We start from the raw sequence: 22751 nt of genomic DNA, 5'->3' as shown, positions 1-22751 counted from the left end.
GCAGTAAACAAGCAGCAGCAGTAATCCTGGTCTGTCGAGTGGTGCTGTTACTCGTCGGGGGCTCTATCAGTCCATATACCGAAGGACACCCCGCATGAATCCTGGAACGTTGCGAACCAGCGGTCATCGCCGCCGAGGTCAGTTCTGCTTCGTTCAACGTGGCCGCCGAGCTCCCGGACTCGTGAGAGGAAGCCTTCCAGGTCATCGGTTTCGAAATAGATCCGGGTTCCGGCCGTAGGCGCTGTTCCTTCGGGTGCGCGCTGAAGACCGCCAATTCCCGACCCGCCGCTTCTGATGATCCAGTAGCCCGCGTCGAGCTCTGAATCCTCGAACGCGGGGGCGAACGTCCAGCCTTGGAGCTCGCAATGGAACGACATGAAGTTCTCGGGGGCTTCGGTCTCGACTTCCCACCAGACGATGTTCCTCATGGGAGAACCCGCTGGAGCCAGTGCAGGGACTGCCCGTGCGGGCCGGTCCGGGCCACGGCCGTGCCGTTGTGGTGCAGGACGAACAACCCCGGATCGCCGGCCGGCGCCGCGAGCCCCGGAATCGCCCCGCTGCCCTCATTGGAGATCCAATGCACGGGGCGCCCGGACGTGTAGCCGGACATCGTCTCCCGGAAAGCTTCCCGGCCTGCCTTCGGCACGTAGGCCAGGACGGCGGTGTGGAACACAACGACGGCGGCCTCGGCCGGGGCTGCCTCGATCAGCCCGGCGATCTCCGCATTGAGGTCGCCTTTGATGATCCGGGCGGGCGACTTCGCGGCGGCACCCGCTGCAGCCTGCAGGAGGGCACGGCGGTCTTCCATCCCCGGCCAGATCAGCGCATCCAGCCAGGCAAGGTCCCGGGGATCGGCGGGGTCCAGCGGGGCCAGGTCAACCCCGGCCCGGGAGATGATCTCGGGACAGGACCGCGGGAGCGGCGGGTTGCCGGTGGTGATGCAGTCCAGGACCAGGTCGGGGCGGCCCGGATCGTTGATGAGGTCGCCGTCGTCGTACCGGTAGCCGTAGCGGTCCGGATACAGGCACAGACCGGCGGAAGCGCCCACTTCGATCAGCGCCAGCGGGCGCTCCTCGGTCCGGGCGATTTCGGCCAGCAGCGGGAGGAGCACGGCGCAGCGCCGGGGCTCGTTGGTCTGTGTGCTCCGGCGCAGGATGACCGGGCGGATCTCTTCCCAGCGCTCCTGCAGGAAGGACCGGAACTGCGGGTAGGGTCCTGCGGCGGCGCCGCAGCTGCGCGCGGACGCCAGTACCAGGTTGGGTTGGCGCTTGTCCTCCGGAAGCCCGTCGATCAGCTCCAGTACTTCGGGGTCGCGACTGATAGCCGCGGTCCACTGCTCATACACCTCGGAGGACCCGCCGGCCTCGAACCGGGCGAACCGTTCATACCGTTGAGCAGTGGAGGACAAGGCTAGTCTCCGGCCGTTTGCACAGCAGCAGACTCAATCAGGTAGTCAACGCCCATCCGGTAGCCGCTGATTCCGGCCCCGCAGATCACCACCTGCGCCACCGCGGAGACGAAGGAGTGGTGCCGGAATTCCTCGCGCCGGTGGATGTTGCTCAGGTGTACTTCAACCACCGGAAGTTCCACGCCCGACAGGGCATCCGGGATGGCCACCGAGGTGTGGCTGTAGGCGCCGGGGTTGATGACGATGCCGTCCGCGGTGCCGCGCGCCGCGTGGATGGCATCGATCAGGTCGCCTTCATGGTTGGACTGCACGCAGTCCACGGTCCAGCCGTGGGCGGAGGCCGCAGCCATGGCCGAAGCCTCCACGTCGGCCAGGGTGGAACTTCCGTAGATCGCCGGTTCGCGGGTCCCCAGCAGGTTGAGGTTGGGGCCGTTGAGGATCAGGAGGTTGCGGGTGCTGGCTGTAGTCATGGCTTAACTATGCCGGAGCTCAGGCCCGCGCCGGCAGTACCGCGTCCGTGTTGCGCGCGGACATCCGGCGGGCGGCCAGGGCACCGGCAATGGTGATCAGCGACATCAGGGCCAGCACGACGCCGGGATGCCACCATGCGCCGCCGGTGGCGTTGGAGAATCCCTGCGTGATGGAGGGAGTGAACCCGGAGAGGATGCCGGCGAAGCTGTACGCCAGGGACATGGCCGTGAACCCGGTGCGGGCCGGGAAGAGATCGGCCATCAGCCCGCCCAGCGCCGCCCATGCCGCCGTCGGGGCGATGCCGCCGATCAGGATGGTCAGGATGTACACCGGCGCGGTGGCGTTGCTGATGATGAAGTACAGCGGGAAGGAAATCAGCAGGGTGGCGACAGCCCCGGCCATCACCATCCGTGCCGAACCGATCCGGTTCGCCAGGAAGCCGAACGCGGGAATGGTTGCCAGCTGCAGTACCGAACCGACCAGGGCAGCGTTGAGGACAGTCGACTCGGACAGGCCCAGCACCGTAATCCCGTAGGACTGGGTGTACGTGGTCATCAGGAAATAGGAGCCGATGCCCAGCAGCGCGGCCGAGGCGGCAACGAGGACGGCCAGCCACTGGGTGCGCAGCACCTCCAGCAGCGGAACGCGGGTGATCTGGTGGGCGGCGGCCACGCCCTTGAAGACGGGTGTTTCATCGATGGCCAGGCGGAGGTACAGGGCGATGCCCATGAAGGGGAAGGCCAGCAGGAACGGTATGCGCCAGACCCCGGCGGCCAGGGTCTCGTCGGAGACGGTGGCCAGCAGCAGGAAGATGCCGGTGACCAGGATGGTGCCTACCGGGGAGCCGATCTGTGGGATGGCCGCGTACAGGGCCCGCTTGCGCGGAGCGGCATGCTCGGTGGCGATGAGGATGGAACCGCCCCATTCACCGCCGACGGCCAGGCCCTGAAGCAGGCGCAGCAGCACCAGCAGCAGCGGCGCCCAGATACCGATGGTGTTGTAGTCCGGCAGCAGGCCGACGGCGCCCGTTGCCACGCCCATCAGGACGATGGTCCCGATCAGTGACGTTTTCCGTCCTACCCGGTCCCCGATGTGGCCGAAGAGGATGGCACCCAGCGGACGGGCAATGAAGCCCATGCCCAGGGTCAGGAAGGACAGCAGGATGCCGGTCGCTGCATCCACGTCGGGAAAGAAGATCCGGTTCAGGATCAGGGCCGCAGCCGTGCCGAAAACATAGAAGTCGTAGGACTCCAGCGCGGTGCCGATAAACGATGCGCCCGCAACCTTGCGGGCCATCTTGGAAGAGGAGGGGGCGGCTGGTGCGGCCGCTGCGGGTGAAGTAGACACAGACAGGAATTGTCCTACCCCCTGTGGCTTTCACCAAACCGATGAGTGCAATCTCACATACCTTGGAACCGGGCCGCCTAAGGGGCTTGTTTCCGCGCCGGGATCCGGGGGAGGACCAGCGCCTTTCCGGCCGCGGCCAGCGCCGTTCCGACGGCGGTGCCGTCCGCCACGTATCCGTGCACCATAGCCCCGTCCCGCAGCATCAGCAGCTGGTCCGCAAGCTGTCCGGCATCTGCGGCACCGAGGGCCTGCAGCCGTTCGGTGACCAGGGAATGCAGCCAGGTGCGGTGTTCGGAGACAACGGCCCGGACGGGATGCCCGGGATCCGTGTACTCCGCGGCCGCATTGATGAACGGGCAGCCGCGGAAGCCTGCAGTGCATGCCTGGGTGCCCGTGGCTTCGGCGAACTGCCGCAGTCCGGTGCACGGATCGGGGTCCAGCTCCGCGGCCCACGCGCGCATCCGTGCGGACTGCTCCTGCAGGTAGGCCACCACCAGATCATCCTTGGAGCGGAAGTAGCGGTAGAAGGTCACCTTCGTGGTGCCGGCAGCGGCAATGATCTTGTCAGCGCTCACGGCCCGGATGCCCTCCGCATAGAACAGGAGGGAGGCCTGCGCCAGGATCCGCTCCCGAACGAATTTCGCTGCCATCGGTTCCTCTGCTTCCTCGTATTCCCACTTGCAGTAGACTTACTAGTTAGTCTACCTTGAGGTCTACTGAGTTTCCCCCACAAAAGGAGTTCCCCCATGAGCGCTTTGTACACCGCAGCTGCCACAGCCACCGGCGACGGACGCAACGGCGAGGCCCGCACCAGCGACGGCAAGCTGGAAGTGAACCTGTCCACTCCGGCCGAAATGGGCGGCTCCGGCGAAGGCACCAACCCGGAGCAGCTTTTTGCCGCCGGGTATGCCGCGTGCTTCCTCTCCGCACTGAAGATGATTGCCCGCGCGGAAAAGGCGCCGATCTCGGATGCGGCCGTGACGGCGGACGTCAGCATCTTCAAGAACGACGACGGCGGCTTCAAGCTGGGCGTGGAACTCCACGTGGAAATGTCCGGCGTGGACGAAGCCACTGCGGACAAGCTGACCCAGGCCGCGCACCAGGTCTGCCCTTACTCCAATGCCACCCGCGGCAATATCGACGTGAATCTCGACGTCACCGTCGGTTAAGACCCGCAGGCTCCAACAGGAACAGGTGCCTTCCCCGGCCGGGGGAGGCACCTGTTCCTGTTGGTGGGACGGCTATGTCGCTGGGCCTATGTCGCTGTGCCTATTTCTTAAGGGAAGCCGCGATCTGCTGCATTACGGTGTTGTCCGCCAGCGTGCTCGAGTCGCCGGCCTCGCGCCCCTCGGCCACGTCCTTGAGCAGCCGCCGCATGATTTTGCCGCTGCGGGTCTTGGGCAGTTCGGGAACCACCAGGATGTGCCGCGGCTTGGCGATCGGACCGATCTCCTTGCCCACGTGGTTGCGCAAGGTGGTGACAATGTCGTCGTCGTCCTTCGCGCTGCCGCGCAGGATCACGAACGCAACCACGGCCTCGCCGGTGGTGTCGTCAGCAGCACCGACGACGGCGGCCTCGGCCACGGACGGGTGGCTGACCAGGGCGGACTCGATCTCCGTGGTGGAGAGCCGGTGCCCGGAGACATTCATAACGTCATCCACGCGGCCGAGCAGCCAGATGTCGCCGTCCTCGTCCTTCTTGGCGCCGTCGCCGGCGAAGTACATGTTGTCGAACCGGGACCAGTAGGTCTCCTTGAAGCGCTCCGGGTCTCCCCAGATGCCGCGCAGCATGGACGGCCAGGGTTCCTTGACCACCAGGAAACCGCCGGACCCGTTGGGCACAGAATCGCCCATCTCATCCACCACGTCCACGGAAATGCCCGGCACTGCCACCTGGGCGGAGCCCGGCTTGGTAGCCGTGACGCCCGGCATCGGAGCGATCATGTGGCCGCCGGTCTCGGTCTGCCACCAGGTGTCGACTATGGGGGCGGGGTGCTCCTTCTTGCCGCCGTTGGCACCGATGACCTGCCGGTACCACATCCATGCTTCCGGGTTGATGGGTTCGCCCACGGAACCGAGTACCCGGATGGAGTCCAGGTTGTATTTCTGCGGGATGTCCCGGCCCCACTTCATGCAGGTACGGATGGCGGTGGGGGCGGTGTAGAGGATGGAGACCTTGTACTTCTCCACCAGTTCCCACCAGCGGCCCTGGTGCGGGGTATCCGGGGTGCCTTCATAGATCAGCTGGGTGGCGCCGTTGATGAGCGGGGCGTAGGCCACGTAGCTGTGCCCGGTCACCCAGCCAATGTCGGCGGTGCACCAGTACACGTCCTTTTCGGGACGCAGGTCGAAGGTGTTGAGGTGCGTGAACGCCGTCTGCGTGAGGAAGCCGCCGGTGGTGTGCAGGATGCCCTTGGGCTTCCCGGTGGTTCCGGAGGTGTAGAGGATAAACAGGGGATGCTCGGAGTCGTGGGCCACCGGCGTATGCTCGGCGCCCGCGGTGTCCACGACGTCGTGCCACCAGTGGTCCAGGCCGTCGTTCCACTCCACCGGCTCGCCGTTGCGGCGGACCACCAGCACGTTTTCGACGGTGTGCCCGTCCTTGGCGAGGGCTTCGTCCACGGCCGGCTTGAGCACGCTGGGCTTGCCGCGGCGGTAGGAACCGTCCGCCGTGACCACGAGTTTCGCCTCGGCGTCGTCAATCCGGCTGCGCAGGGCGTCGGCGGAGAACCCGCCGAAGACAACCGAATGCACGGCGCCGATCCGTGCGCAGGCCAGCATCGTGATGACTGCCTCGGGAATCATCGGCAGGTACACCGCAACGCGGTCGCCTTTGGAGACGCCCAGGGATTCGAAGGCGTTGGCCGCCTTTTTCACTTCTTCGGTCAGCTGGGCATAGGTGAAGGTGCGTGTATCCCCGGGTTCACCCTCGAAGTAAATGGCCACGCGGTCTCCGCGGCCCTCTTCGACGTGGCGGTCCAGGGCGTTGTACGCCGCGTTGAGTTTGCCGCCGACAAACCACTTGGCGAACGGGGCATCGGTCCAGTCCAGGGTCTGGGCGAAATCCTGTTCCCAGGAGAGAATGTTCCGTGCCTGGCGGGCCCAGAATTCGGTGCCTTCGGCTGCCGCTTCCTCGTACAGTGACGGCTGGGCCACTGCGGATGCTGCGAATTCGGCACTCGGCGGGAAGCTTCTGCTTTCATGCAGCAGGTTCTCGAAGGCGTCTCCGTGCTTCTTTGCAGGGGACTGTTCAGACATGTTTGAACCCTTTCACTTCGCTGAAAATCCATCACTTGGGGAAACGTGCATGGCTGCAAACCACCCTATCGCCGGATTTCGGCGACTGTGTCCCCCCTCACATTAACAGTTACAAAACGGCGCGATTATGCGGTGAGCGGTATGTCACGCCGAAGGGGCGCGCCGCATCTCGGCTAGTGTGCCCCGCCGTCGTTGATTAGGCTGTCTGAAGGAAGCAACCGCCTACGTACCGTAGATGCGCACCTCCCGTTCCCCGGCGCACCCCGTGCGGTCGCGGACGGTGGTCGTGAATGGAGATCAGTATGAACAACCCCCCTGTTGAGAATGAGGCCCGCACCGTGGCCGGATCCTCGGAAACCGGCGGACATCCCTCCGCAGCGGAGGCTGACGTGCAGGCACATCCGGCTGCCGCGAACCGGGAACCGCATGCGGCGACGGCGGACCAGGAGGCCCTCGTTGGCCCCTTCGGGCTCCGCGACACCGTTGTGGGCGGTTCGGTCCTCGTGATGCTCGTGGGCAGCATCCTGCCGTTCTTCACCGTGTCCAGCCTCGGGTTTGAAGAGGACTTCAACCTTTGGAACGCGTTCTCCCTGTTCTTCATCGGCATCGGCATCCTGCTGCCGCTGCTGGTTGCCGGACTCTTTGCCGGCCGCCGCCTCTCTCCGAAGATGAAGCCCCGCGTAGGATCGCTTTCCCTGGACCAGTTCGCGTCCGTGACAGCAGTGCTGGCCCTGGCCTTCTTCTTCATCCAGACGGTGACAGAATTCAGCGTCGGCGCGATGGTCGCGCTGGTCGGTTCCCTGGGCCTGGTGGTCTCCACCACCCTGGCGCCGCACCTGCCCTTCTTTGCCCGGGAATTCCGTAACCGCCCCGAAGCTGCCGCCGCCTTGACTGCCCGCGACGCTTTGCCGCTGCGTCCGCGTCCGGCCCGCCCGAAGCCCGAAGCGAAGCCGGAGACGGAGAACGCCGCCGGTGCCCGCCGTTTCACCAACCCGCTGCGCCGCAACGACGACACCCGGACCACCGTGCATGACGCGCCGAGCCCCGGCGTCGCTGGTGCTTCCGCTCCGGGCGGCACCGCCGTCGTCGGAACCCCCGCAGCCGGGGCGTCCGCCGCTGCCCCTGCCGTCTCCGCGCACGCGGACCCGACCCCCTCGACGCAGGTTTCCCCCGCAACGGCATCGCCCGCTACGCAGGCCCAGCCCACCGCCGCGCCCGCCGCCGGAATGCGGGCCGAGGAATCCATGGCCGCCACCACCGTCAATCCGGTGGTCCGCGACGCCGGAACCCGTGAAGTGTCCGCAGCAGGGGCCCACGAAGTGGAATCCGGCACCGCGGAACCCATCACCGCTACCCGTGACGAGTCCGAGTCCGTGGTGGAGGCATTCTGGTTCGCCGTGGGCACACCCCGCCAGATTGTGGACGAGCGCACCGGCCTGCCGCTGTTTATGTTCCACCCGGGCGACTGGGAACTGGGACTTGAGGACCGCGGGGACGAATTCCTGGTCCAGGACAAGCGGACCGGACGCATCGGCGTGCTGCGCGACCTCAGCAACATTGAGCGCGTCGACGCCGACCAGTAGTAGGTCTTTCGCAGCAGTGCCATCAGCAGCATCCAACCGTCAGTAGAAGGACTCCCAGCAGTGGCAAAGGCAACCGGCAGCGATCCGTCCCTCCTCGCATTGAAGCGGAGGGCACGGCGCATCAACCGGATGCTCGGCGAGGTTTATCCCTATGCCGTTGCGGAGCTGGACTTCACCAACGCGTTTGAGCTGCTGGTGGCCACTGTGCTTTCCGCACAGACCACCGACATCCGGGTCAACGCCGTCACGCCAATCCTCTTTGCCCGGTATCCCGATGCCAAGGCGATGGCCGAGGCCGACGAAGAGACGCTGCAGGAGATTATCCGGCCCACCGGGTTCTTCCGTGCCAAGTCGGCAAGCGTGAAGGCATTGTCCACCCGGCTGGTTGACGAGTTCGACGGTCAGGTGCCGGAGAAGCTCGAGGACCTGGTCACCCTTCCCGGCGTGGGGCGGAAGACCGCCAACGTGGTGCTCGGCAACGCGTTCGGCATCCCGGGCATCACGGTGGACACCCACTTCGGGCGCCTGTCCCGCCGGTTCGGCTGGACCACCGCCACGGACCCCGTGAAGGTGGAGGAAGACGTGGCGGCGCTGTTCGAGCCGAAGGACTGGACGCCGCTTTCCAACCGGGTGGTGTTCCACGGCCGGCGGGTCTGCCACGCGAAGAAACCCGCCTGCGGTGCCTGCGCCGTCGCCCAGCTCTGCCCCTCCTTCGGCGAAGGCGAAACCGATCCGGAGAAGGCCCGCAAACTGCTCAAGTATGAGCTGGCCCCCGGACGCGAGGAACTGCACTCCCGGATGATGGCCGCCGAAACCCGGGCCCAGCTGCGCGCCGCCGGCTTCGGTCTCGAAGCATGAGCGCACTGGCCGATCTCGAGACGCTGGCTGCCGGTGCCGCCGCGGGAAGCCTGACCTTCAACGCCGACCTTGGCCTGATGCGCCGCAGCGTGGATCCGGCCACCGCACGTGCGGCAGCGGTATTGATCCTCTTCGGCGTCCTGGACACCCGGCCGGCCGACTTCCCCGCCGACGCCGTACCGGGCGACGTCGACGTACTGCTGGTTGAACGGGCGGCCACGCTCAACGACCATCCCGGCCAGGTAGCCTTCCCCGGCGGGTCGGTGGACGCTTCGGACGCCACGGTGGTGGCAGCCGCCCTGCGCGAAGCCGAGGAAGAGACCGGGCTGGATCCTGCCGGCGTCCGCGTCCTCGGAACACTGCCGCCGGTCGGACTGCCGGTCAGCAACTTCCTCGTCACTCCCGTACTGGGCTGGTGGGACAAGCCAACCCCGGTGGACGTCGTGGACTACGGGGAATCGGCGTCTGTTTTCCGTGTTCCCGTGGCGGATCTCCTCAATCCCGAGAACCGGCGCACGGCAGTCCTGCCCGGCCGCAAGGGCGCTCCCCGGACTCCGGCCTTCCTGGTCAACGGAGTGCTGGTGTGGGGCTTCACCGGGATGATCCTCGCCAACCTGTTTGACGAGCTGGGCTGGACCCAGCCGTGGGACGAAAGCCGGGAAATCGTTCCCTCTGTCTAGCCGGCTGCGTTACTTCGCGTCCGCGTAGGAATCCACGGCAACTGCAACCACCGGGAACTCCAGAGGGATCTGCCCGAACAGCAGCTTCGTGGCTGCCGATGCCGCCTCGGTAACGAGGGCGCTGACCTCCTCGACCCGTTCGGCAGGCACATGGAGCATCACCTCGTCATGCAGGAAAAAGACCAGTTCCCCGGCAGGGGAGGCCGACGACGCCGCCCGCAGCCGCCGTCGTATCTCCGCCAGCCAGCACAGCGCCCATTCCGCCGCCGTCGCCTGGACCACGAAGTTGCGGGTGAACCGCCCCTGGGCGCGGGCCAGCGAATCGGCGCGGCGCTGTTCCTCGGCGCTGGTGCTCTGCTGGGCGCGGAGCCAGCGCTCCGATACCGGCGGCGAACTGCGGCCCAGATGGCTGCTGACCACCTGCCCGGCTTCACCGGCCCGGGCGCCTCGCTCCACCACCCCGATGGCCTGCGGATAGGCGCGGGTCAGCACCGGCATCAGTCGGCCTGATTCCCCGCTCGTGGCGCCGTACATCGCGCCGAGCATCGCCATTTTGGCTTTGGCACGGTCGCCGTCGAAACTGCGGTCGGCGATGCCCTGGTACAGGTCCTTGCCGCGGGCCGCTGTCGCCAGCGCATTGTCCTGCCCCAGGGCGGCGAGGACGCGGGGCTCCAGCTGTGCGGCGTCGGCCACGATGAGCCGGTGGCCGGGGTCCGGCCGGACGGCGTCCCGCACGGTCTTGGGAATCTGCAGTGCACCGCCGCCGCGGGAGGCCCAGCGGCCGGATACGACGCCGCCCACCACGTACTCGGGCCGGAAGCGGCCGCCGTCTACCCACGCATCCAGCCAGGTCCAGCCGTTGGCGGTGAGCAGCCGGGAGAGCTTTTTGTACTGCAGCAGCGGCTCGATGGCGGGATGGGTTTGCTGCTGCAGCTCCCAGGAGCGGGTGCTTTGCACCTCGATGCCGGCGCGGTGCAGGGCCCGCAGCAGCTCCTGCGGGGAGTCGGGGTTGAAACCGGGGTTGCCCAGCAGCCGACGCAGCTCGGCAACAAGCTGTTCGAGCTTTTCGGGGCGCCGGCCCTCCGGCGGCCGCTCGCCGAGGCTCTCCCGGAGCATGGCTTCGTGGATGTCCCGGCGCCACGGAATACCGGAGTTTTCCATTTCCACGGCGATCATGCCGCCGGTGGACTCGGCCACGGCCAGCAGGTTCAGTTTGGCCGGGGATCCGGACCGGTTGATGGCGTCCAGCTGCTCTGCCAGTTCGTCGGCCAGTTCCGCGGCGGTGCTCTGCTGCGGCCCGGCAGCCGCTCCGGCGGGGGCGTCGAGGGTGTCGAAGATGGAGGTCTGGTCGGGGGAGTGCCGGACCGGGAGCAGCTGGCGGGGCGGGGCGTCCGTGGGCTCTTCCGCGGCGCGCAGTTTTTCGATATAGGCAGTGGAGGGCACGGACTCGGCAAAGCGCAGGATGCCCCGCACCAGCGCCAGGTCGTGGCAGCGTTCCACGGTGATGCCGGCGGCCAGCAGCCGCGGATACACCCCGCGCGCCGATTCCCAGACCCAGCGGACCGGCTGCTGTTCAAAGTGCCGGACGGCGGCGGCCAGCCTGTCGCGGGTAATCACGACGGCGGGCGCGGACGGAACACCGGCGTCGTCGGTTTCCTGCAGGGTCCAGGTCTCGTCCTGCGCCTGGGCAGCGCCGGTGCCGGGTGCGAGGACGATGTACATGCTTCTATTCTCACCCGGAACCGGCAGCACGGTGTTTTGCCGCTGCCTTGCCGCTGCCTTGCCGCTGCCTTGCCGCTGCCTTGCCGCTGCCTTGCCGCTGCCTTGCCGCTCGCGGGCGGGGAAACCGGAGGCGCGGCGATAGGGGAGACTGGAAGCTCAACAACTCTCAGGGCGGAACCACTTGATCACTCTCCAGCAGGACAATGACGGCTTTATTCGCATGGACCGGCATTTCCCGGCCACAGCTTCCATCTCGGTCCGCTTCAACGACGGAACCAGCGAAGTGCTCACCGGCGCCCGGCTGAATCAGGCGTACGACGACGCCGTGGCGGTTTTCCGCGCCAAGAACCACCTGGATGCCAAGGGCTTCTCACGCGTTCCGAAGAAGGTCTTCCCCGGCGCCAACAAGATCAATGTCGTTCCGGTGCAGCCCGGCATGGGCAACTAGGCGCGATTTAGGCAGAGTCCACCGCGCGGCCCCCCAGATGCCCGGTGACGAGCCTCAGCAGTTCGGGCACCACCGCAGGGGAGAAATAGTGGCCCATGCCGGGGATCGTGACCAGCCGTGAGCCGGGAATGGCAGCCGCCGTCGCCGCACCCCCGCTCGGATGCACAATCGGATCCGTGTCGCCGTGGACCACGAGGGTCGGAACCCGGATTCCGGCCAGGGACCCGGTGCGGTCGGCGGAGGCGTTGATGGCACCGAGCTGCCTGGCCCTGGCCGCCCCGCCGTCCGGATAGGCCCCGCGGTCCCAGGCCAGGCCTGCCGTTTCGGCTTCCGTTGCCGGATCCGCCGGGTTGGTCCGCCCGGAAAGATGGCGCAGCATGGCTACCCGTGCCCGGATGAACTCCTCGCGGGTCCGCGGGGGCCGTGCCGCGAACCGGCGCTTGGTGGAGAACGCCGCGGCCCCGACCTCCCTGGCTCCGGTGGTGGAGATGATGGACGTCAGGGTCAGGACGCGGTCCGGGTGATGGGCGGCGACGGACTGGGCGATCATGCCGCCCAGCGACATCCCCGCCACATGCGCCCGTTCCACCTGTAGGTGGTCCAGCAGGCCCGCGACGTCGTCGGCCATGTCCTCAATCCGGTAGGCACCGGGCATTGGCCGGCCCAGGGCCTGATGCAGCAGGGTGGGAGTGGGCGTATCCATCCGGCCGGAGCGTCCGGCATCCCGGTTGTCCAGGCGGATGACGCGGTAGTCGGCGGAAACCAGGCCGTCCACAAGTTCCGCCGGCCACGCCGCCAGGTCCAGGCCGAGGCCGGACAGGAGGACCACCGGCTCGCCGTCGTCGGAGCCCTCGACCCGGTAGCACAGCCGCAGCCCGGACCCGAGCGTGACGAACCGGTCCGCCGCTGAACCGTCGGCCAGGCCGACAGGGCCAGCCGGGCCAGCCGGGCCAGCATCGCCTTCCCCGCCGCTGAAGTGCAGGTACTCGTCCGCCAGCGCACCCTTCTGCAGGTCCCTCCGGTCGGCGAGGAAGTTCATGGTCATCAGCCAGGGTGCCTGCAGCCCCTGCCGGGGCAGGGATGACAGGCTGCGCTGGACATAGCCGGCGCCGAAATCCAGCAGCGGCCGGGTGGGCATCCCCGCCGGAGCCACGGGCACGGCCGCCGTGTAGCCGTGCCGGTCCATGGAGGTAAGCAGCCGGGAGAACCACTGCGTCAGCAGTCCGACCTTCAGCGTCCAGGACGCGTTGGTGTAGCCGATGGCGAACGCCATGTTCGGGATGCCGCTGAGCATGACGCCGCGGTAGGCAACGTGCTCCGCCAGGTTAACCGGCACGCCGTCGAGCTTCAGTTCCATACCGCCCAGGACCTGGACGGTGAATCCGGTGGCGGTGACGACGACGTCGGCCTCCACTTCCTCCCCGGAGGCCAGGCGCAGGCCGCGCCCGGTAAATCCGGTGGTCCGGCCGGTCACAACAGTTACGTTGCCGCTGCGCAGGGCAGTGAAGAAATCGCCGTCCGGCACCGCGCACAGCCGCTGGTCCCACGGCTTATACGGCGGATTCAGGTGCTTATCCAGGTCAAAACCCTCCGGTACCGCACGGGACTGGATACCGCGGATAAGCTTCCGGGCCAGGTTCGGCCAGCGCTGGCAGAACACCCAGATGGCCCGTTGTCGGCGGGCGCTGACCTCGGCCATGATCCGGCCGGTGCGTTCAGGGCCGACGACGCCGCGCAGCCGCCGGGCCAGCGGATCCTCCGCCGGAACGGGAAGGATATAGGTGGGAGTCCGCTGGACCATGGTCACCCGGGCGCCCAGCTCAGCCAGCGCCGGAACGAGGGTTACGGCGGTGGCTCCGCTGCCGATTACGGCGATCCGTTTGCCGTCCACGTCCAGGTCCTCGGGCCAGTGCTGCGGATGCACGACCGGTCCGGCGAACAGGTCCCGGCCGGGGAGCTCCGGTGCATAGCCCTCCCCGTAGCGGTAGTAGCCGGCGGCGTTGAAGATCCAGCCGGCGGTGAGCTGCAGGATTTCCCCGGTCCCCATCGGTTCGGCCGGGGACCGGTCCGGGCCGGGTGCCGGGGTGCGGGTGCGGGTGCGCTCCACGGTGACGGTCCAGCGCGCGTCCCGGCTGGACCAGTCGGCCGAGAGCACGCGGTGGTGGTACCGGATCAGGGAATCCACGCCGTATTCCGCGGCGGTCTCTTTGAGGTAGTTCAGGATGCTCGGGCCGTCGGCAATGGCATTCTCCTGCCGCCACGGCCGGAAGTCATAGCCGAAGGTGTACAGGTCCGAGTCGGAGCGGATCCCGGGGTAGCGGAACAGGTCCCAGGTGCCGCCGGGGCGGCTCCGCGATTCCAACAGGGCGAGGGAGCGGCCCGGATGGTCCATACGCAGCCGGCAGGCCGCGCCGATGCCGCTGAGCCCGGCGCCGATGATCAGCACGTCCAGATGTTCGAGGTCGGTTTCCATGACTCCCCGTTTCCTTCGCCGGCACGCCGCTGTGCCGGGTTGTGGTGCCGAAGCGTTTCCACCGGATTGTCTGCTCCCGGTTAGCGCCGACCCTAGCGGATGCCTCCGACGTTAGCCGATGCAGCCGGGCTTCTCCTCCACAACCTGCTTGTTGACGCTGGTTTCCCGGAGGGCCGGGCCGAGGGATACGGGCGGCAGGTCCGTGGTGCGACGGTAGGGCGCATGGACATGGAACGAGGTGCGTCGGCCCCCGGCCGGGCACGCACCCGGCGGCCGCCGGAAAGCCGGTCCGGCCGCCGGCTGCCGGGCGTGGCCGCGGGGGAAGCCGCCGCCGCCGTACTCGTGGCCGAGGATCAGGCGCTCCAGGATGAAGTAGCCCGGGTCGCTGCAGCTGCGGGTGTGGAAATTCCCGTAGCTCCCGGCATCCCGGAAGCCCTGGCGTGGGCCCCCGATGTGCTGCTGCTCGGTAGCGGGCACCTCCGGTTTCTGGCCGGACAGCGGGGACCAGCGGGCGTGCCCGGAGGCGTTGGAGCCGTTCCGGCGGGAACGGGGAAACCCGAGCTCGTTGTGGTCAGCCTGGCGGAGGACACCGCCGTCTGGGACGCAGCGGCCGGAAGTTCCGCGGCCCGGGTCGCGGTCCTCCCCGCAGCCGCAGGCTGGCTCGCAGGATTTCTCGGCAGGCGGCGCAGCCTCTCCGGAGGTACGGTCGTGGGGGTTCTGGGCGGAGGCGGCGCCGGTGCCTCCACTGCGGCCTGCTGGCTGAGTGCAAATGCCGCTGAGACCGGCCAATCGGTGCTGTTGCTTGAGGGGGATGCCTGGGGAGCCGGATTGGAGTGGGCCCTGGGCGCTGCCGACCTGGAAGGTATCCGCTGGCCGGACCTGGAGGGGCTAAGCGGCAGTTTGAATCCCGTGCAGCTCGCGGCCGGGTTGCCCGCGCTCGCGGGCTTTTCACTTCTGGGCAGGGGAACGGGGACTCCTCCGGCTGATGAAGCGGTTGCCGGGGCAGTCCTGGACGCAGCCCGCAGCGCATATCAGCTGACTATTGTTGACCTCGGCCGGACCGTGGGCGCAGGGTCCCTGCTGCGGTTCTGCGATCAGCTGCTGGTGGTGGTGCCGGGGCGGACCGGCGGCATTCGGGGCGCGCAGGCGTTGCTGCCGCATCTCGGACCGGTGCCTGCCCGGGTAGTGGTGCGCGGTCCGCTGGGGAACGGATTGGATGAAGTGGTGGTGGCCGAAGCCCTGGGCCTCCCGTTGTCCGGCTACCTGCCGTTCCAGCGCGGGACGGACCGCGGGTACGGCCAGGTGCTTGCGGGACCGGATCCGCTGTTGGCCCGGGTGCGGGACCGGATGCTGGCGCACCCCGAACCGGTGACGGGAGCACGGCTGGCGGCAGCCGTGCAGGCCAGCGGGCACTTGCTCGGTTCGGAGGGAACACTGCACGCGGTGGACCGCATGCGCGCCGAGCTGCAGGGCCTGGGGCCGCTGCAGCCCCTGGCATTGCTGCCCGGGGTGAGCGACATTCTGGTGAACGGGCCGGACCGGGTCTGGGTCGACGCCGGCCGCGGCTTGGAACTGACAGGCATCCGGTTCGGCACCGACGCGGAGGTGCAGGCCCTTGCCACCCGGCTGGTGGCCGCCGGCGGCCGGCGGTTGGACGATTCCTGTCCCTGTGTTGATGTTCAGCTGCAGGGCTACCGCGTGCACGCGGTGCTCCGGCCGGTTTCCACCGGGTCCACGCTCCTGTCCGTCCGCATTCACCGGAACCGGTCCTTCACCCTTGGGGAACTGACCCGCGGCGGAACCCTGGACCCGCAGTGTGAAGCCCTGCTCCGCACCATAGTCCGCCGGCGCTTGAACTTTCTCGTCAGCGGAGCCACCGGCACCGGGAAAACGACGCTGCTCTCCACGCTGCTTTCCCTCAGCGGACCGCAGGAACGGCTGGTGCTGGTGGAGGACGCAGCGGAACTGGAACTGGACCATCCCCACGTAGTGGGCCTGCAGAGCCGGCACGGAAACGTGGAGGGCAGCGGGGTGCTGGACCAGGCCGAACTGGTGCGGCAGGCCCTGCGCATGCGGCCGGACCGCCTGGTGGTGGGCGAATGCCGGGGAGCCGAGGTCCGGGAACTCCTGGCAGCGCTGAACACCGGCCACGACGGAGCCGGCGGAACCATTCACGCCAACTCTGCCGCGGGGGTGCCCGCCCGGCTGGCAGCATTAGGGGCACTTGCCGGTATGGCGCCGGCGGCGGTTGCCCTGCAGGCAGCAGCGGCGCTGGACGTGGTGGTCCATCTGCACCGGTCCGCCGGCATCCGCACCATTTCCGAGATCGCGGTCCTGATCATCTCCGACGGGAAACTGACTGCCGTTCCGGCCCTGGTCCGGAGCGCAGGGGAATACCGGCGCGGCAGTGGGTGGGCGGAGCTGGAACGGCGGCTGGAGGAACGGGCAGCCGCGGGAAACGGTGCAGGATCCGCGCCGGCAGGCAGTTAGTGCCGGCGTGGCAGGGCTGACCGTCGCGGTACTCCTGGCCACGGCAGCGGCCCTGATGCTCGGGGTTCCACCGCCCCGTCCGCCCGCAGCCCGCCGTATACGCACCGTGGAAGGCCCCCTTCTCCGGCGGCGCCCGCGCCCGCGCCGGCGCCGTCGCCCGGGGCTCGACGCCGATGCCCCGGCGCTGCTCGTTCGGGAACTGGCGGGGCTGCTGACGGCGGGACGCTCGGCCCACCGGATCTGGGCGGACGCAGCCACACTGTACGAAGCGCCGGGTCAGGCGGACATCTCCGTTCACCCCTTTTCCCCGGTGCTGGAGGCGGCAGCGGCGTCAGCAGCACTGGGCCTCAGCCCGGTGCCGGTGCTTGCCGCCGCGGAGCGGGCCGGTAGCGGGGAAAAGGATCCGGCGCTGCAGCAACTGTGGTCCGGCCTGGCTGTTTGCCTGCGTGTGTCCGAGCGGAGCGGAGCCCCGCTGGCCGCTGTGCTCAGCCGGTATGCCGGACAGCTGGAAGCCGCCCGCGATGCCGCCTCGGATCGGGAGGCGTCGATGGCCGGCCCGCGGGCCACCATGCGGCTCCTGACCTGGCTGCCGGCCGGCGGGATACTGCTGGGTTACCTGCTGGGCGGCAACCCGCTCCAGATCCTGGTGGCAACGCCGCTGGGATGGGCTGCGGCGGCAGCAGGAAGCGGGTTCTGGCTGGCCGGATGGATCTGGTCCGGGCGCCTGGTGCGGAACGCCGAGGACCCGGTGCAGGGCAAATCCGGATGAGTGGACTGTTGGTGTTGGCGTTCCTCTCGACGGCTGCCGTGCTGCTGACCGGATCCGGCGGGCATCCGCGACAGCAGCGCTTCCGGCAGCGGACCGACGCCCGAACGGAGGGCAGCACCGGCGGCCCCGCCCTGATGCTGGATCTGATTGCGGCAATGCTGGAAGCGGGACAACCGCTGTCCTCGGCATTGGCCATCCTGCGGAACAGCGTGGACCAAGCCACTTCCCGGGATCTCGACCGGCTCCTGCGGGCGCTGGACCTAGGGATTCCCTGGGACGCCTCGTGGCAGTTGTCCACCGGTACCGCCCCCGCGGGAACGCAACCGTCCGTCGCGGAACCAGGGTCCCGGGCGAGGGTCGTGCCGAAGGCTTCGGCACTAGCTGCACTCGGCCCGGCCCTGCGTTTCACGGCCGTTACCGGGGCGCCGTCGGCCGCGGTGCTTCATTCCCAGGCCGACGCCCTTCGGCGGCGCCGGCAAACCGAGAGCAGGCGACGGGCAGCGGCACTGGGGGTTCGTCTGGTGATGCCGCTGGGGTTGTGTTCGCTGCCCGCATTTGTGGTGCTGACCGTGGTGCCGCTGCTGATGTCCCTGCTGCCGGGATGGACCTAACCGGTTTCGGCGCAGGCCCGGCGTACCTGGTCCCGCCCTACCTGTTCGTTCCTCCACAGCCTGCCGTCCAACCGGGGTTGTCCCCATCGGGAAGGGGACCAGGACCTGGAACCGGTGCCCGGACTCAAGCTCTAATTCCAGGCCTTTTCAGCAGGAGGAAAAACATGTCACTCAGCACCGGCACCAGCACCAGCACCGGCACCGTCTCCACACCTTCCCCGGCCGCTGCCCGCCTCGAAACGGGCGGGGGAGGGCCGCACGGAAGGCCAGCCTGTCCGAATCCGGAATCGGACGGCAGCCACGGTGTCTACAGCCTCTCCGGGCGCGGGGCCGCGGCTAGGCCCCGCCTGACACTGGCGAAGCCGCCGTTGGCAGCGCAGTCGCCAGTGCATCCGCCAGTGGTTGCACCGGCGAATCCGCCGTGGACCGACCGGGAGGCCGGCATGGCCACCGCCGAATATGCCATAGCCACGCTGGCCGCGGTGGCCTTTGCCGGTTTGCTGGCCATCATCCTGGGCGGCGATGAAGTCCGCGGCATGCTGGTCTCCCTCATCCGGTCCGCACTGACCTTGGGTTAGGGGTGCAGGCCAAGAGCGCCGGGAGGAAGACTCCGAGCCAGAGCGAGCGGGGAGCAGTGACAGCCGAATTTGCGGTGGCGCTGCCGGCCATCGTGCTTGTACTGGTGGGTGGGCTTACCGGGATTTCGGCAGGTATCACCCAGCTTCGGCTGGAGGAAGCAGCCCGCGCAGCGGCACGGGAGATCATGCGCGCAGATCAACCGGCCGCGGAGGCTGCCGTTCAGCGGCTGGCCGGCGAATCGGCCGAGCTGGTCCTCTCTGTTGAGGGGCACTGGACAGCCGTGGAGGTCCGCAGTTCCCTGACTCTGCCCGTGTTGAGCCTGCTCCCGCTGGAGCTCTCTGCCGACGCCGTAGCTTTCCCCGGGGACGGAGGCCTGCCGAATGGCACTCCGTCCAGCGGGTAAAGCCCAAGCCGGAAGCGTGGCCGGTGCCGCTCGCGGAGCCCACGCCAGCGATGCTGAAGGCAGGACTGACCCGGCCAACTCCGGACCTGCCGGCACCGAGCCGAAAGACAGGGGAGCCGGAACAGTTGCCGCGATCGGCATCTGCATGGTGCTGCTGGGGTTCTCCGTGGTCGCGCTGGTGATGGTGCAGGTATCGGTAGCTGCTGTAAGGGCCGCTGCGGCCGCGGATCTGGCGGCGCTCGCCGGTGCAGATACCCTGCGCGGCCTGCGGCCGGCTGGAGCCTCCACTGGTGTGGACCCCGATGCAGCCGGGCTTGATGCCGGGGGACTTGATGCCGGCGACATGGTCGCAGACGACCTCAGGACTGGCGGTCCCGGGGCAGGCGCAGCTTCCGGCGCAGGGGATGCCTGCGGGGTGGCCGGAGAAGTAGCCGCGCGCAACAACGCCGCACTGCGCGATTGCACCGCAGATCCCGGTTCAGGCACCGTCACCGTGGAAACGGAGGTGCAGGTCCCCGCGCTGCCGGTTCCGGCCGTGGCCCGGGCACGAGCCGGGCCTCCGGGCTAGGAGGTCAGGGCCAGTGCCTCGTCCGGCGCATGGTCGAGCAGGACGTTCAACAGCGTGACGGCGCCCTTCTTGTCCAGCGGGTTGTTTTTGTTGCCGCACTTGGGGGACTGCACGCAGGAGGGGCAGCCGCCGTCGCACTCGCAGGCACGGATGGCGTCGCGGGTGGCAGCCAGCCAGATCCGGGCCGCCTCATAGCCGCGTTCGGCGAAACCGGCGCCGCCGGGATGCCCGTCGTACACGAAGATGGTGGGCTTCTCGGTATCGGCGTGCAGGGCGGTGGACACCCCGCCGATGTCCCAGCGGTCGCTCGTGGCCACCAGCGGGAGCATCCCGATCGAGGCGTGTTCGGCGGCGTGCAGGGAACCGGGGAAATCGGCCGGGGCCAGCCCGGCGGAAACCAGGAACTTCTCATCAATGACGAACCAGACGGCCTTGGTGAACAGTTCCTTGGCTTCCAGCTCCAGCGGCTCCTCGCCGAGGATTTCGTTCGAAATCAGGGCCTTGCGCTGATAGGAGACCACCTGGGTGGTGACCTTCACGGTACCGAAGCAGACCTGGATACCGTTCCACTCGGACGTGCGGTCCGTTTCCAGCACCTCCACCTGCGTGATGTCCCGTGCCTGGGTGTAGAACTCCGGGTTGGTGCGGGTGACCATGGCGCAGTGGTCGGCCTCATTGAGCTCATCCACCAGGAACGTCTGCCCCTGATGGACATAGATGGCTCCGGTATGCGCCTGGTACTGCGCCTGCGGGGAATCCATGGTGCCCAGCAGGGTGCCGGTCTCGGTCTCGACAATGTTGATCGGGCCCCCACCTGCCGCCCGCAGGTTGACCATGGACGCGGCGCTTTCCGGATGCGTCCAGAACCAGCCGGAGGGCCGGCGCCGCAGGTAGCCCTGATCCACCAGCTGTTCCAGCAGCCCGCCGGCAGTGGGACCGAACAGCTCCCGCTCGTCCGGAGTTATCGGCAGCTCGGCCGCGGCAGCGCACAGGTGCGGCCCCAGGACATACGGGTTGGAGGGGTCAAAGACCGTGGCCTCCACCGAGATGTCGAAGATAGCCTCCGGATGGTGCACCAGATAGGTATCCAGCGGATCGTCGCTGGCCACAAAGGCGGCAAGGGCATCCTGGCCCGAGCGGCCCGCCCGGCCGATCTGCTGGAACAACGACGCCCGGGTGCCCGGCCAGCCGGCCACCAGCACCGCGTCCAGCCCGGAGATATCGATGCCCAGTTCCAATGCGGAGGTGCTGGCGATGCCCAGCAGTTCACCGCTGCGCAGCCCCCGTTCCAGCTCCCGCCGTTCCTCCGGCAGATACCCGGAACGGTAGGCCGCCACCCGGTCCGGCAGCGAAGGATGCACCTCGTCCAGCAGCCGGCGGGTAATGGTGGCAATGGTTTCGGCCCCGCGGCGGGACTTGATGAAGGCGATGGTGCGGACCTGCGCGACCACCAGATTGGCCAGCAGATCGGCGGTTTCGGCCACCACGGTCCGCCGCGACCGGGCACCGTTTTCACCCTTCAGCTCGGTCAGCTGCGGCTCCCACAGGGCAACCGTCGTGGACCCGTGCGGGGAACGGTCCTGCGTCACCGCGGTGACCGGTGCACCGATCAGCCGGCTGAAGGAGTCCGCCGGCTCGGCCGACGTGGCCGAGGCGCCGATAAACACGGGATTGGCGCCGTAGTACCGGCAGATCCGCCGCAGCCGGCGCATCAGGTTGGCGACATTCGAACCGAAGACCCCGCGGTAGCTGTGCGCCTCGTCGATGATGACGTACTTCAGGCGCCGGAAGAACCGCGCCCACCAGGCATGGTTCGGCAGCACGCCGAAGTGCAGCATGTCCGGGTTGGCGAGCACGAGGTTGGCGTGGTCCCGGATCCAGCGGCGAGCGCCGGTGTCGGTGTCGCCGTCGTACGTCTCCGCCCGGACGGTGGGAAGCTGCAGCGACTTGACGGCGGCAAGCTGATCCGCGGCCAGCGCCTTGGTGGGTGCCAGATACAGTGCGACGGCGCCGGAGGGCTCCAGCGTGGCGCGGTCATCGAGGGAAGTGCGGTGGATCGCATCGAGGACGGGCAGCTGGTAGGCCAGCGACTTGCCCGATGCCGTGCCGGTGGCAATGATCGTGTGCTGCCCGCCGTGTGCGGCTTCGGCGGCTTCCATCTGGTGGGCCCACGGCTCCTGGATGCCGCGGCGCTGGTAGGCGGCAACGACGTCGGGATGCGCCCACTGAGGCCACGGCGCGGTGACGGCACGGCGCGCCGGAATCTGGTGCACGTGCATCAGCTGCTCGGGCTCGGCACCGCCGCCCAGTAGCGGAATCAGGGAATCATGAAGAGCCACGTGCTCATTGTCCCACCCGGAATTCTGCCCGGGCGCATGTTCACTGCCGGGGGAACGCCGCCGAAGATCAGAGCCGCGGCTCAAACATCACGACGGCGGCCAGGGACTCCCAGCCCAGGTACCGGTAGAGTTCCTGCCCGTCCAGCGAGGCAATGAGAAGCCCCGCATCGGCGTCGTCCTCCAGTGCCATGGTGGTCAGCGCCCGCATCACGTAGCTTCCCAGGCCGCGGCGCCGGTACGCGGGCTCGGTAACGATCCGGTCGAACACCGCATAGCCGTCAATCACGGCCATCCGCCCCTGCGCTATCGGCTGCCCCTCATCAAGCACCGTCACGGCACCCACGCCGTTCTCATGGGTGCTTTCGACGTCGAGGTTATCCCACGGCAGCACGGGAGCCTCGACGTCCTGGCCGTCCATCTCCGCGGTCATCAGGACCTCGTCGGTCGAACGGATCTGCAGCCCGTACACCGAGGCCGCCCCGTGGATTTCGTTCACCCGCGTCGTCACGATGGTGAACAGCCGGGTGGGGCTGTGCCGGGCGGAGGAGGCGAGGGCGGCGAACTCGTCGTGGGAGGGTTCGAGGGCGAAATACTCCCAGTCATTCGTCCGGTCATGCAGCAGTGCTGCAGGGAAGCGTCCCTCATGGCGGGTCCGGTACCCCCTGGCCTGGGCCCACCCGGAGACCCAGGTCTCCAGCAAATCGTCATCCAGCGCTCTCATAGATGCACATTAGCGGCCGTCCG

The 22751-nt window shown here is 68.2% G+C and carries 21 protein-coding genes; 11 read left to right on the top strand and 10 right to left on the bottom strand.

Going from position 1 to position 22751, the window contains the following annotated elements:
• Positions 1-47: 47 nt before the first annotated feature.
• The 5 genes from LOC60_RS02930 to LOC60_RS02910 form a co-directional block, all read right to left on the bottom strand.
• The gene (locus LOC60_RS02930) at positions 48-428 is read right to left on the bottom strand and encodes a VOC family protein (protein WP_230021772.1); all 381 of its coding nucleotides are present in this window, start codon (positions 426-428) and stop codon (positions 48-50) included.
• A complete protein-coding gene (locus tag LOC60_RS02925; protein WP_230021770.1) occupies positions 425-1408 on the bottom strand; it encodes a DUF2332 domain-containing protein in 984 nt (327 codons plus the stop codon). Before LOC60_RS02925 ends, LOC60_RS02930 begins: the two co-directional genes overlap by 4 nt.
• A 2-nt stretch (positions 1409-1410) precedes the next feature.
• Positions 1411-1878: a type II 3-dehydroquinate dehydratase gene (gene aroQ, locus LOC60_RS02920; RefSeq protein WP_230021768.1), complete on the bottom strand. Its 468-nt coding sequence runs from the start codon at positions 1876-1878 to the stop codon at positions 1411-1413.
• A 19-nt stretch (positions 1879-1897) separates the two neighbouring features.
• A complete protein-coding gene (locus LOC60_RS02915; protein WP_230021767.1) occupies positions 1898-3226 on the bottom strand; it encodes an MFS transporter in 1329 nt (442 codons plus the stop codon).
• A gap of 77 nt (positions 3227-3303) precedes the next feature.
• Complete coding sequence (locus LOC60_RS02910) at positions 3304-3876, bottom strand: TetR/AcrR family transcriptional regulator (protein ID WP_230021765.1); 573 nt, start codon at positions 3874-3876, stop codon at positions 3304-3306.
• A gap of 96 nt (positions 3877-3972) precedes the next feature.
• Between LOC60_RS02910 and LOC60_RS02905 the strand changes: the two genes are divergently transcribed.
• Positions 3973-4395: an organic hydroperoxide resistance protein gene (locus LOC60_RS02905; protein ID WP_230021762.1), complete on the top strand. Its 423-nt coding sequence runs from the start codon at positions 3973-3975 to the stop codon at positions 4393-4395.
• 100 nt (positions 4396-4495) lie between these two features.
• Here LOC60_RS02905 and acs read toward each other — a convergent pair whose 3' ends face one another.
• Positions 4496-6484 carry an acetate--CoA ligase gene (acs, locus tag LOC60_RS02900; RefSeq protein ID WP_230021760.1) on the bottom strand — a complete coding sequence of 663 codons (1989 nt, stop codon included), beginning with the start codon at positions 6482-6484 and terminating at the stop codon, positions 4496-4498.
• A gap of 302 nt (positions 6485-6786) precedes the next feature.
• Here acs and LOC60_RS02895 point away from each other — a divergent pair, with 302 nt between their 5' ends.
• The 3 genes from LOC60_RS02895 to LOC60_RS02885 all read left to right on the top strand — a co-directional run bounded on the left by LOC60_RS02895 (position 6787) and on the right by LOC60_RS02885 (position 9605).
• Positions 6787-8067 carry a hypothetical protein gene (locus LOC60_RS02895; RefSeq protein WP_230021757.1) on the top strand — a complete coding sequence of 427 codons (1281 nt, stop codon included), beginning with the start codon at positions 6787-6789 and terminating at the stop codon, positions 8065-8067.
• Positions 8068-8196: 129 nt separating this feature from the next.
• Entirely contained in the window at positions 8197-8925 is a 729-nt protein-coding gene (gene nth / locus LOC60_RS02890; protein WP_230022849.1) for an endonuclease III, read from the top strand.
• On the top strand, positions 8922-9605 hold the full coding sequence (locus LOC60_RS02885; RefSeq protein WP_442860361.1) for an NUDIX hydrolase: 684 nt from the start codon (positions 8922-8924) through the stop codon (positions 9603-9605). Before nth ends, LOC60_RS02885 begins: the two co-directional genes overlap by 4 nt.
• A 9-nt stretch (positions 9606-9614) precedes the next feature.
• Here LOC60_RS02885 and LOC60_RS02880 read toward each other — a convergent pair whose 3' ends face one another.
• Positions 9615-11327 (bottom strand): bifunctional 3'-5' exonuclease/DNA polymerase, encoded by a 1713-nt coding sequence (locus tag LOC60_RS02880; RefSeq protein WP_230021755.1) that lies wholly within the window; start codon positions 11325-11327, stop codon positions 9615-9617.
• A gap of 181 nt (positions 11328-11508) precedes the next feature.
• Between LOC60_RS02880 and LOC60_RS02875 the strand changes: the two genes are divergently transcribed.
• The gene (locus LOC60_RS02875; RefSeq protein ID WP_230021753.1) at positions 11509-11775 is read left to right on the top strand and encodes a hypothetical protein; all 267 of its coding nucleotides are present in this window, start codon (positions 11509-11511) and stop codon (positions 11773-11775) included.
• 7 nt (positions 11776-11782) lie between these two features.
• On the opposite strand, the gene LOC60_RS02870 is transcribed toward LOC60_RS02875, so the two are convergent.
• On the bottom strand, positions 11783-14248 hold the full coding sequence (locus LOC60_RS02870; RefSeq protein WP_230021752.1) for an alpha/beta fold hydrolase: 2466 nt from the start codon (positions 14246-14248) through the stop codon (positions 11783-11785).
• Between the two features lie 222 nt (positions 14249-14470).
• Between LOC60_RS02870 and LOC60_RS16255 the strand changes: the two genes are divergently transcribed.
• The 6 genes from LOC60_RS16255 to LOC60_RS02835 all read left to right on the top strand — a co-directional run bounded on the left by LOC60_RS16255 (position 14471) and on the right by LOC60_RS02835 (position 19668).
• Positions 14471-16738 (top strand): TadA family conjugal transfer-associated ATPase, encoded by a 2268-nt coding sequence (locus tag LOC60_RS16255; RefSeq protein ID WP_331460768.1) that lies wholly within the window; start codon positions 14471-14473, stop codon positions 16736-16738.
• Between the two features lie 7 nt (positions 16739-16745).
• Positions 16746-17507: a type II secretion system F family protein gene (locus tag LOC60_RS02855; protein WP_230021750.1), complete on the top strand. Its 762-nt coding sequence runs from the start codon at positions 16746-16748 to the stop codon at positions 17505-17507.
• Positions 17504-18118: a type II secretion system F family protein gene (locus tag LOC60_RS02850; protein WP_230021748.1), complete on the top strand. Its 615-nt coding sequence runs from the start codon at positions 17504-17506 to the stop codon at positions 18116-18118. Before LOC60_RS02855 ends, LOC60_RS02850 begins: the two co-directional genes overlap by 4 nt.
• 164 nt (positions 18119-18282) lie before the next feature.
• Entirely contained in the window at positions 18283-18696 is a 414-nt protein-coding gene (locus tag LOC60_RS02845; RefSeq protein WP_230021745.1) for a DUF4244 domain-containing protein, read from the top strand.
• A 56-nt stretch (positions 18697-18752) separates the two neighbouring features.
• Entirely contained in the window at positions 18753-19100 is a 348-nt protein-coding gene (locus LOC60_RS02840) for a TadE family type IV pilus minor pilin (protein ID WP_230021743.1), read from the top strand.
• The gene (locus LOC60_RS02835) at positions 19078-19668 is read left to right on the top strand and encodes a hypothetical protein (RefSeq protein WP_230021741.1); all 591 of its coding nucleotides are present in this window, start codon (positions 19078-19080) and stop codon (positions 19666-19668) included. The genes LOC60_RS02840 and LOC60_RS02835 overlap by 23 nt, the downstream gene beginning before the upstream one ends.
• Here LOC60_RS02835 and LOC60_RS02830 read toward each other — a convergent pair.
• Together LOC60_RS02830 and LOC60_RS02825 are read right to left on the bottom strand one after the other, a co-directional pair.
• Positions 19665-22007: a DEAD/DEAH box helicase gene (locus LOC60_RS02830; protein WP_230021739.1), complete on the bottom strand. Its 2343-nt coding sequence runs from the start codon at positions 22005-22007 to the stop codon at positions 19665-19667. The genes LOC60_RS02835 and LOC60_RS02830 overlap by 4 nt on opposite strands.
• Before the next feature lie 67 nt (positions 22008-22074).
• A complete protein-coding gene (locus LOC60_RS02825) occupies positions 22075-22728 on the bottom strand; it encodes a GNAT family N-acetyltransferase (RefSeq protein WP_230021731.1) in 654 nt (217 codons plus the stop codon).
• Between the last annotated feature and the right edge of the window lie 23 nt (positions 22729-22751).

The organism is Arthrobacter sp. zg-Y769, from assembly GCF_020907405.1.
In the GTDB taxonomy this organism is placed as follows: Bacteria; Actinomycetota; Actinomycetes; order Actinomycetales; family Micrococcaceae; genus Arthrobacter_B.
Note: the sequence above shows the minus strand (reverse complement) of the source record. Positions and strands in the feature narration are given on the sequence as shown.

What these genes read in the sequence shown, in the direction of transcription:
- LOC60_RS02845 (WP_230021745.1), top strand. Translation starts at nt 18,283, where the DNA reads ATGTCACTCAGCACCGGCACCAGCACCAGCACCGGCACCGTCTCCACA.
- LOC60_RS02905 (WP_230021762.1), top strand. Translation starts at nt 3,973, where the DNA reads ATGAGCGCTTTGTACACCGCAGCTGCCACAGCCACCGGCGACGGACGC.
- nth (WP_230022849.1), top strand. Translation starts at nt 8,197, where the DNA reads ATGCTCGGCGAGGTTTATCCCTATGCCGTTGCGGAGCTGGACTTCACC.
- aroQ (WP_230021768.1), bottom strand. Translation starts at nt 1,878, where the DNA reads ATGACTACAGCCAGCACCCGCAACCTCCTGATCCTCAACGGCCCCAAC.
- LOC60_RS02910 (WP_230021765.1), bottom strand. Translation starts at nt 3,876, where the DNA reads ATGGCAGCGAAATTCGTTCGGGAGCGGATCCTGGCGCAGGCCTCCCTC.
- acs (WP_230021760.1), bottom strand. Translation starts at nt 6,484, where the DNA reads ATGTCTGAACAGTCCCCTGCAAAGAAGCACGGAGACGCCTTCGAGAAC.
- LOC60_RS02880 (WP_230021755.1), bottom strand. Translation starts at nt 11,327, where the DNA reads ATGTACATCGTCCTCGCACCCGGCACCGGCGCTGCCCAGGCGCAGGAC.
- LOC60_RS02930 (WP_230021772.1), bottom strand. Translation starts at nt 428, where the DNA reads ATGAGGAACATCGTCTGGTGGGAAGTCGAGACCGAAGCCCCCGAGAAC.
- LOC60_RS02895 (WP_230021757.1), top strand. Translation starts at nt 6,787, where the DNA reads ATGAACAACCCCCCTGTTGAGAATGAGGCCCGCACCGTGGCCGGATCC.
- LOC60_RS02885 (WP_442860361.1), top strand. Translation starts at nt 8,922, where the DNA reads ATGAGCGCACTGGCCGATCTCGAGACGCTGGCTGCCGGTGCCGCCGCG.
- LOC60_RS16255 (WP_331460768.1), top strand. Translation starts at nt 14,471, where the DNA reads ATGGACATGGAACGAGGTGCGTCGGCCCCCGGCCGGGCACGCACCCGG.
- LOC60_RS02825 (WP_230021731.1), bottom strand. Translation starts at nt 22,728, where the DNA reads ATGAGAGCGCTGGATGACGATTTGCTGGAGACCTGGGTCTCCGGGTGG.
- LOC60_RS02870 (WP_230021752.1), bottom strand. Translation starts at nt 14,248, where the DNA reads ATGGAAACCGACCTCGAACATCTGGACGTGCTGATCATCGGCGCCGGG.
- LOC60_RS02835 (WP_230021741.1), top strand. Translation starts at nt 19,078, where the DNA reads ATGGCACTCCGTCCAGCGGGTAAAGCCCAAGCCGGAAGCGTGGCCGGT.
- LOC60_RS02850 (WP_230021748.1), top strand. Translation starts at nt 17,504, where the DNA reads ATGAGTGGACTGTTGGTGTTGGCGTTCCTCTCGACGGCTGCCGTGCTG.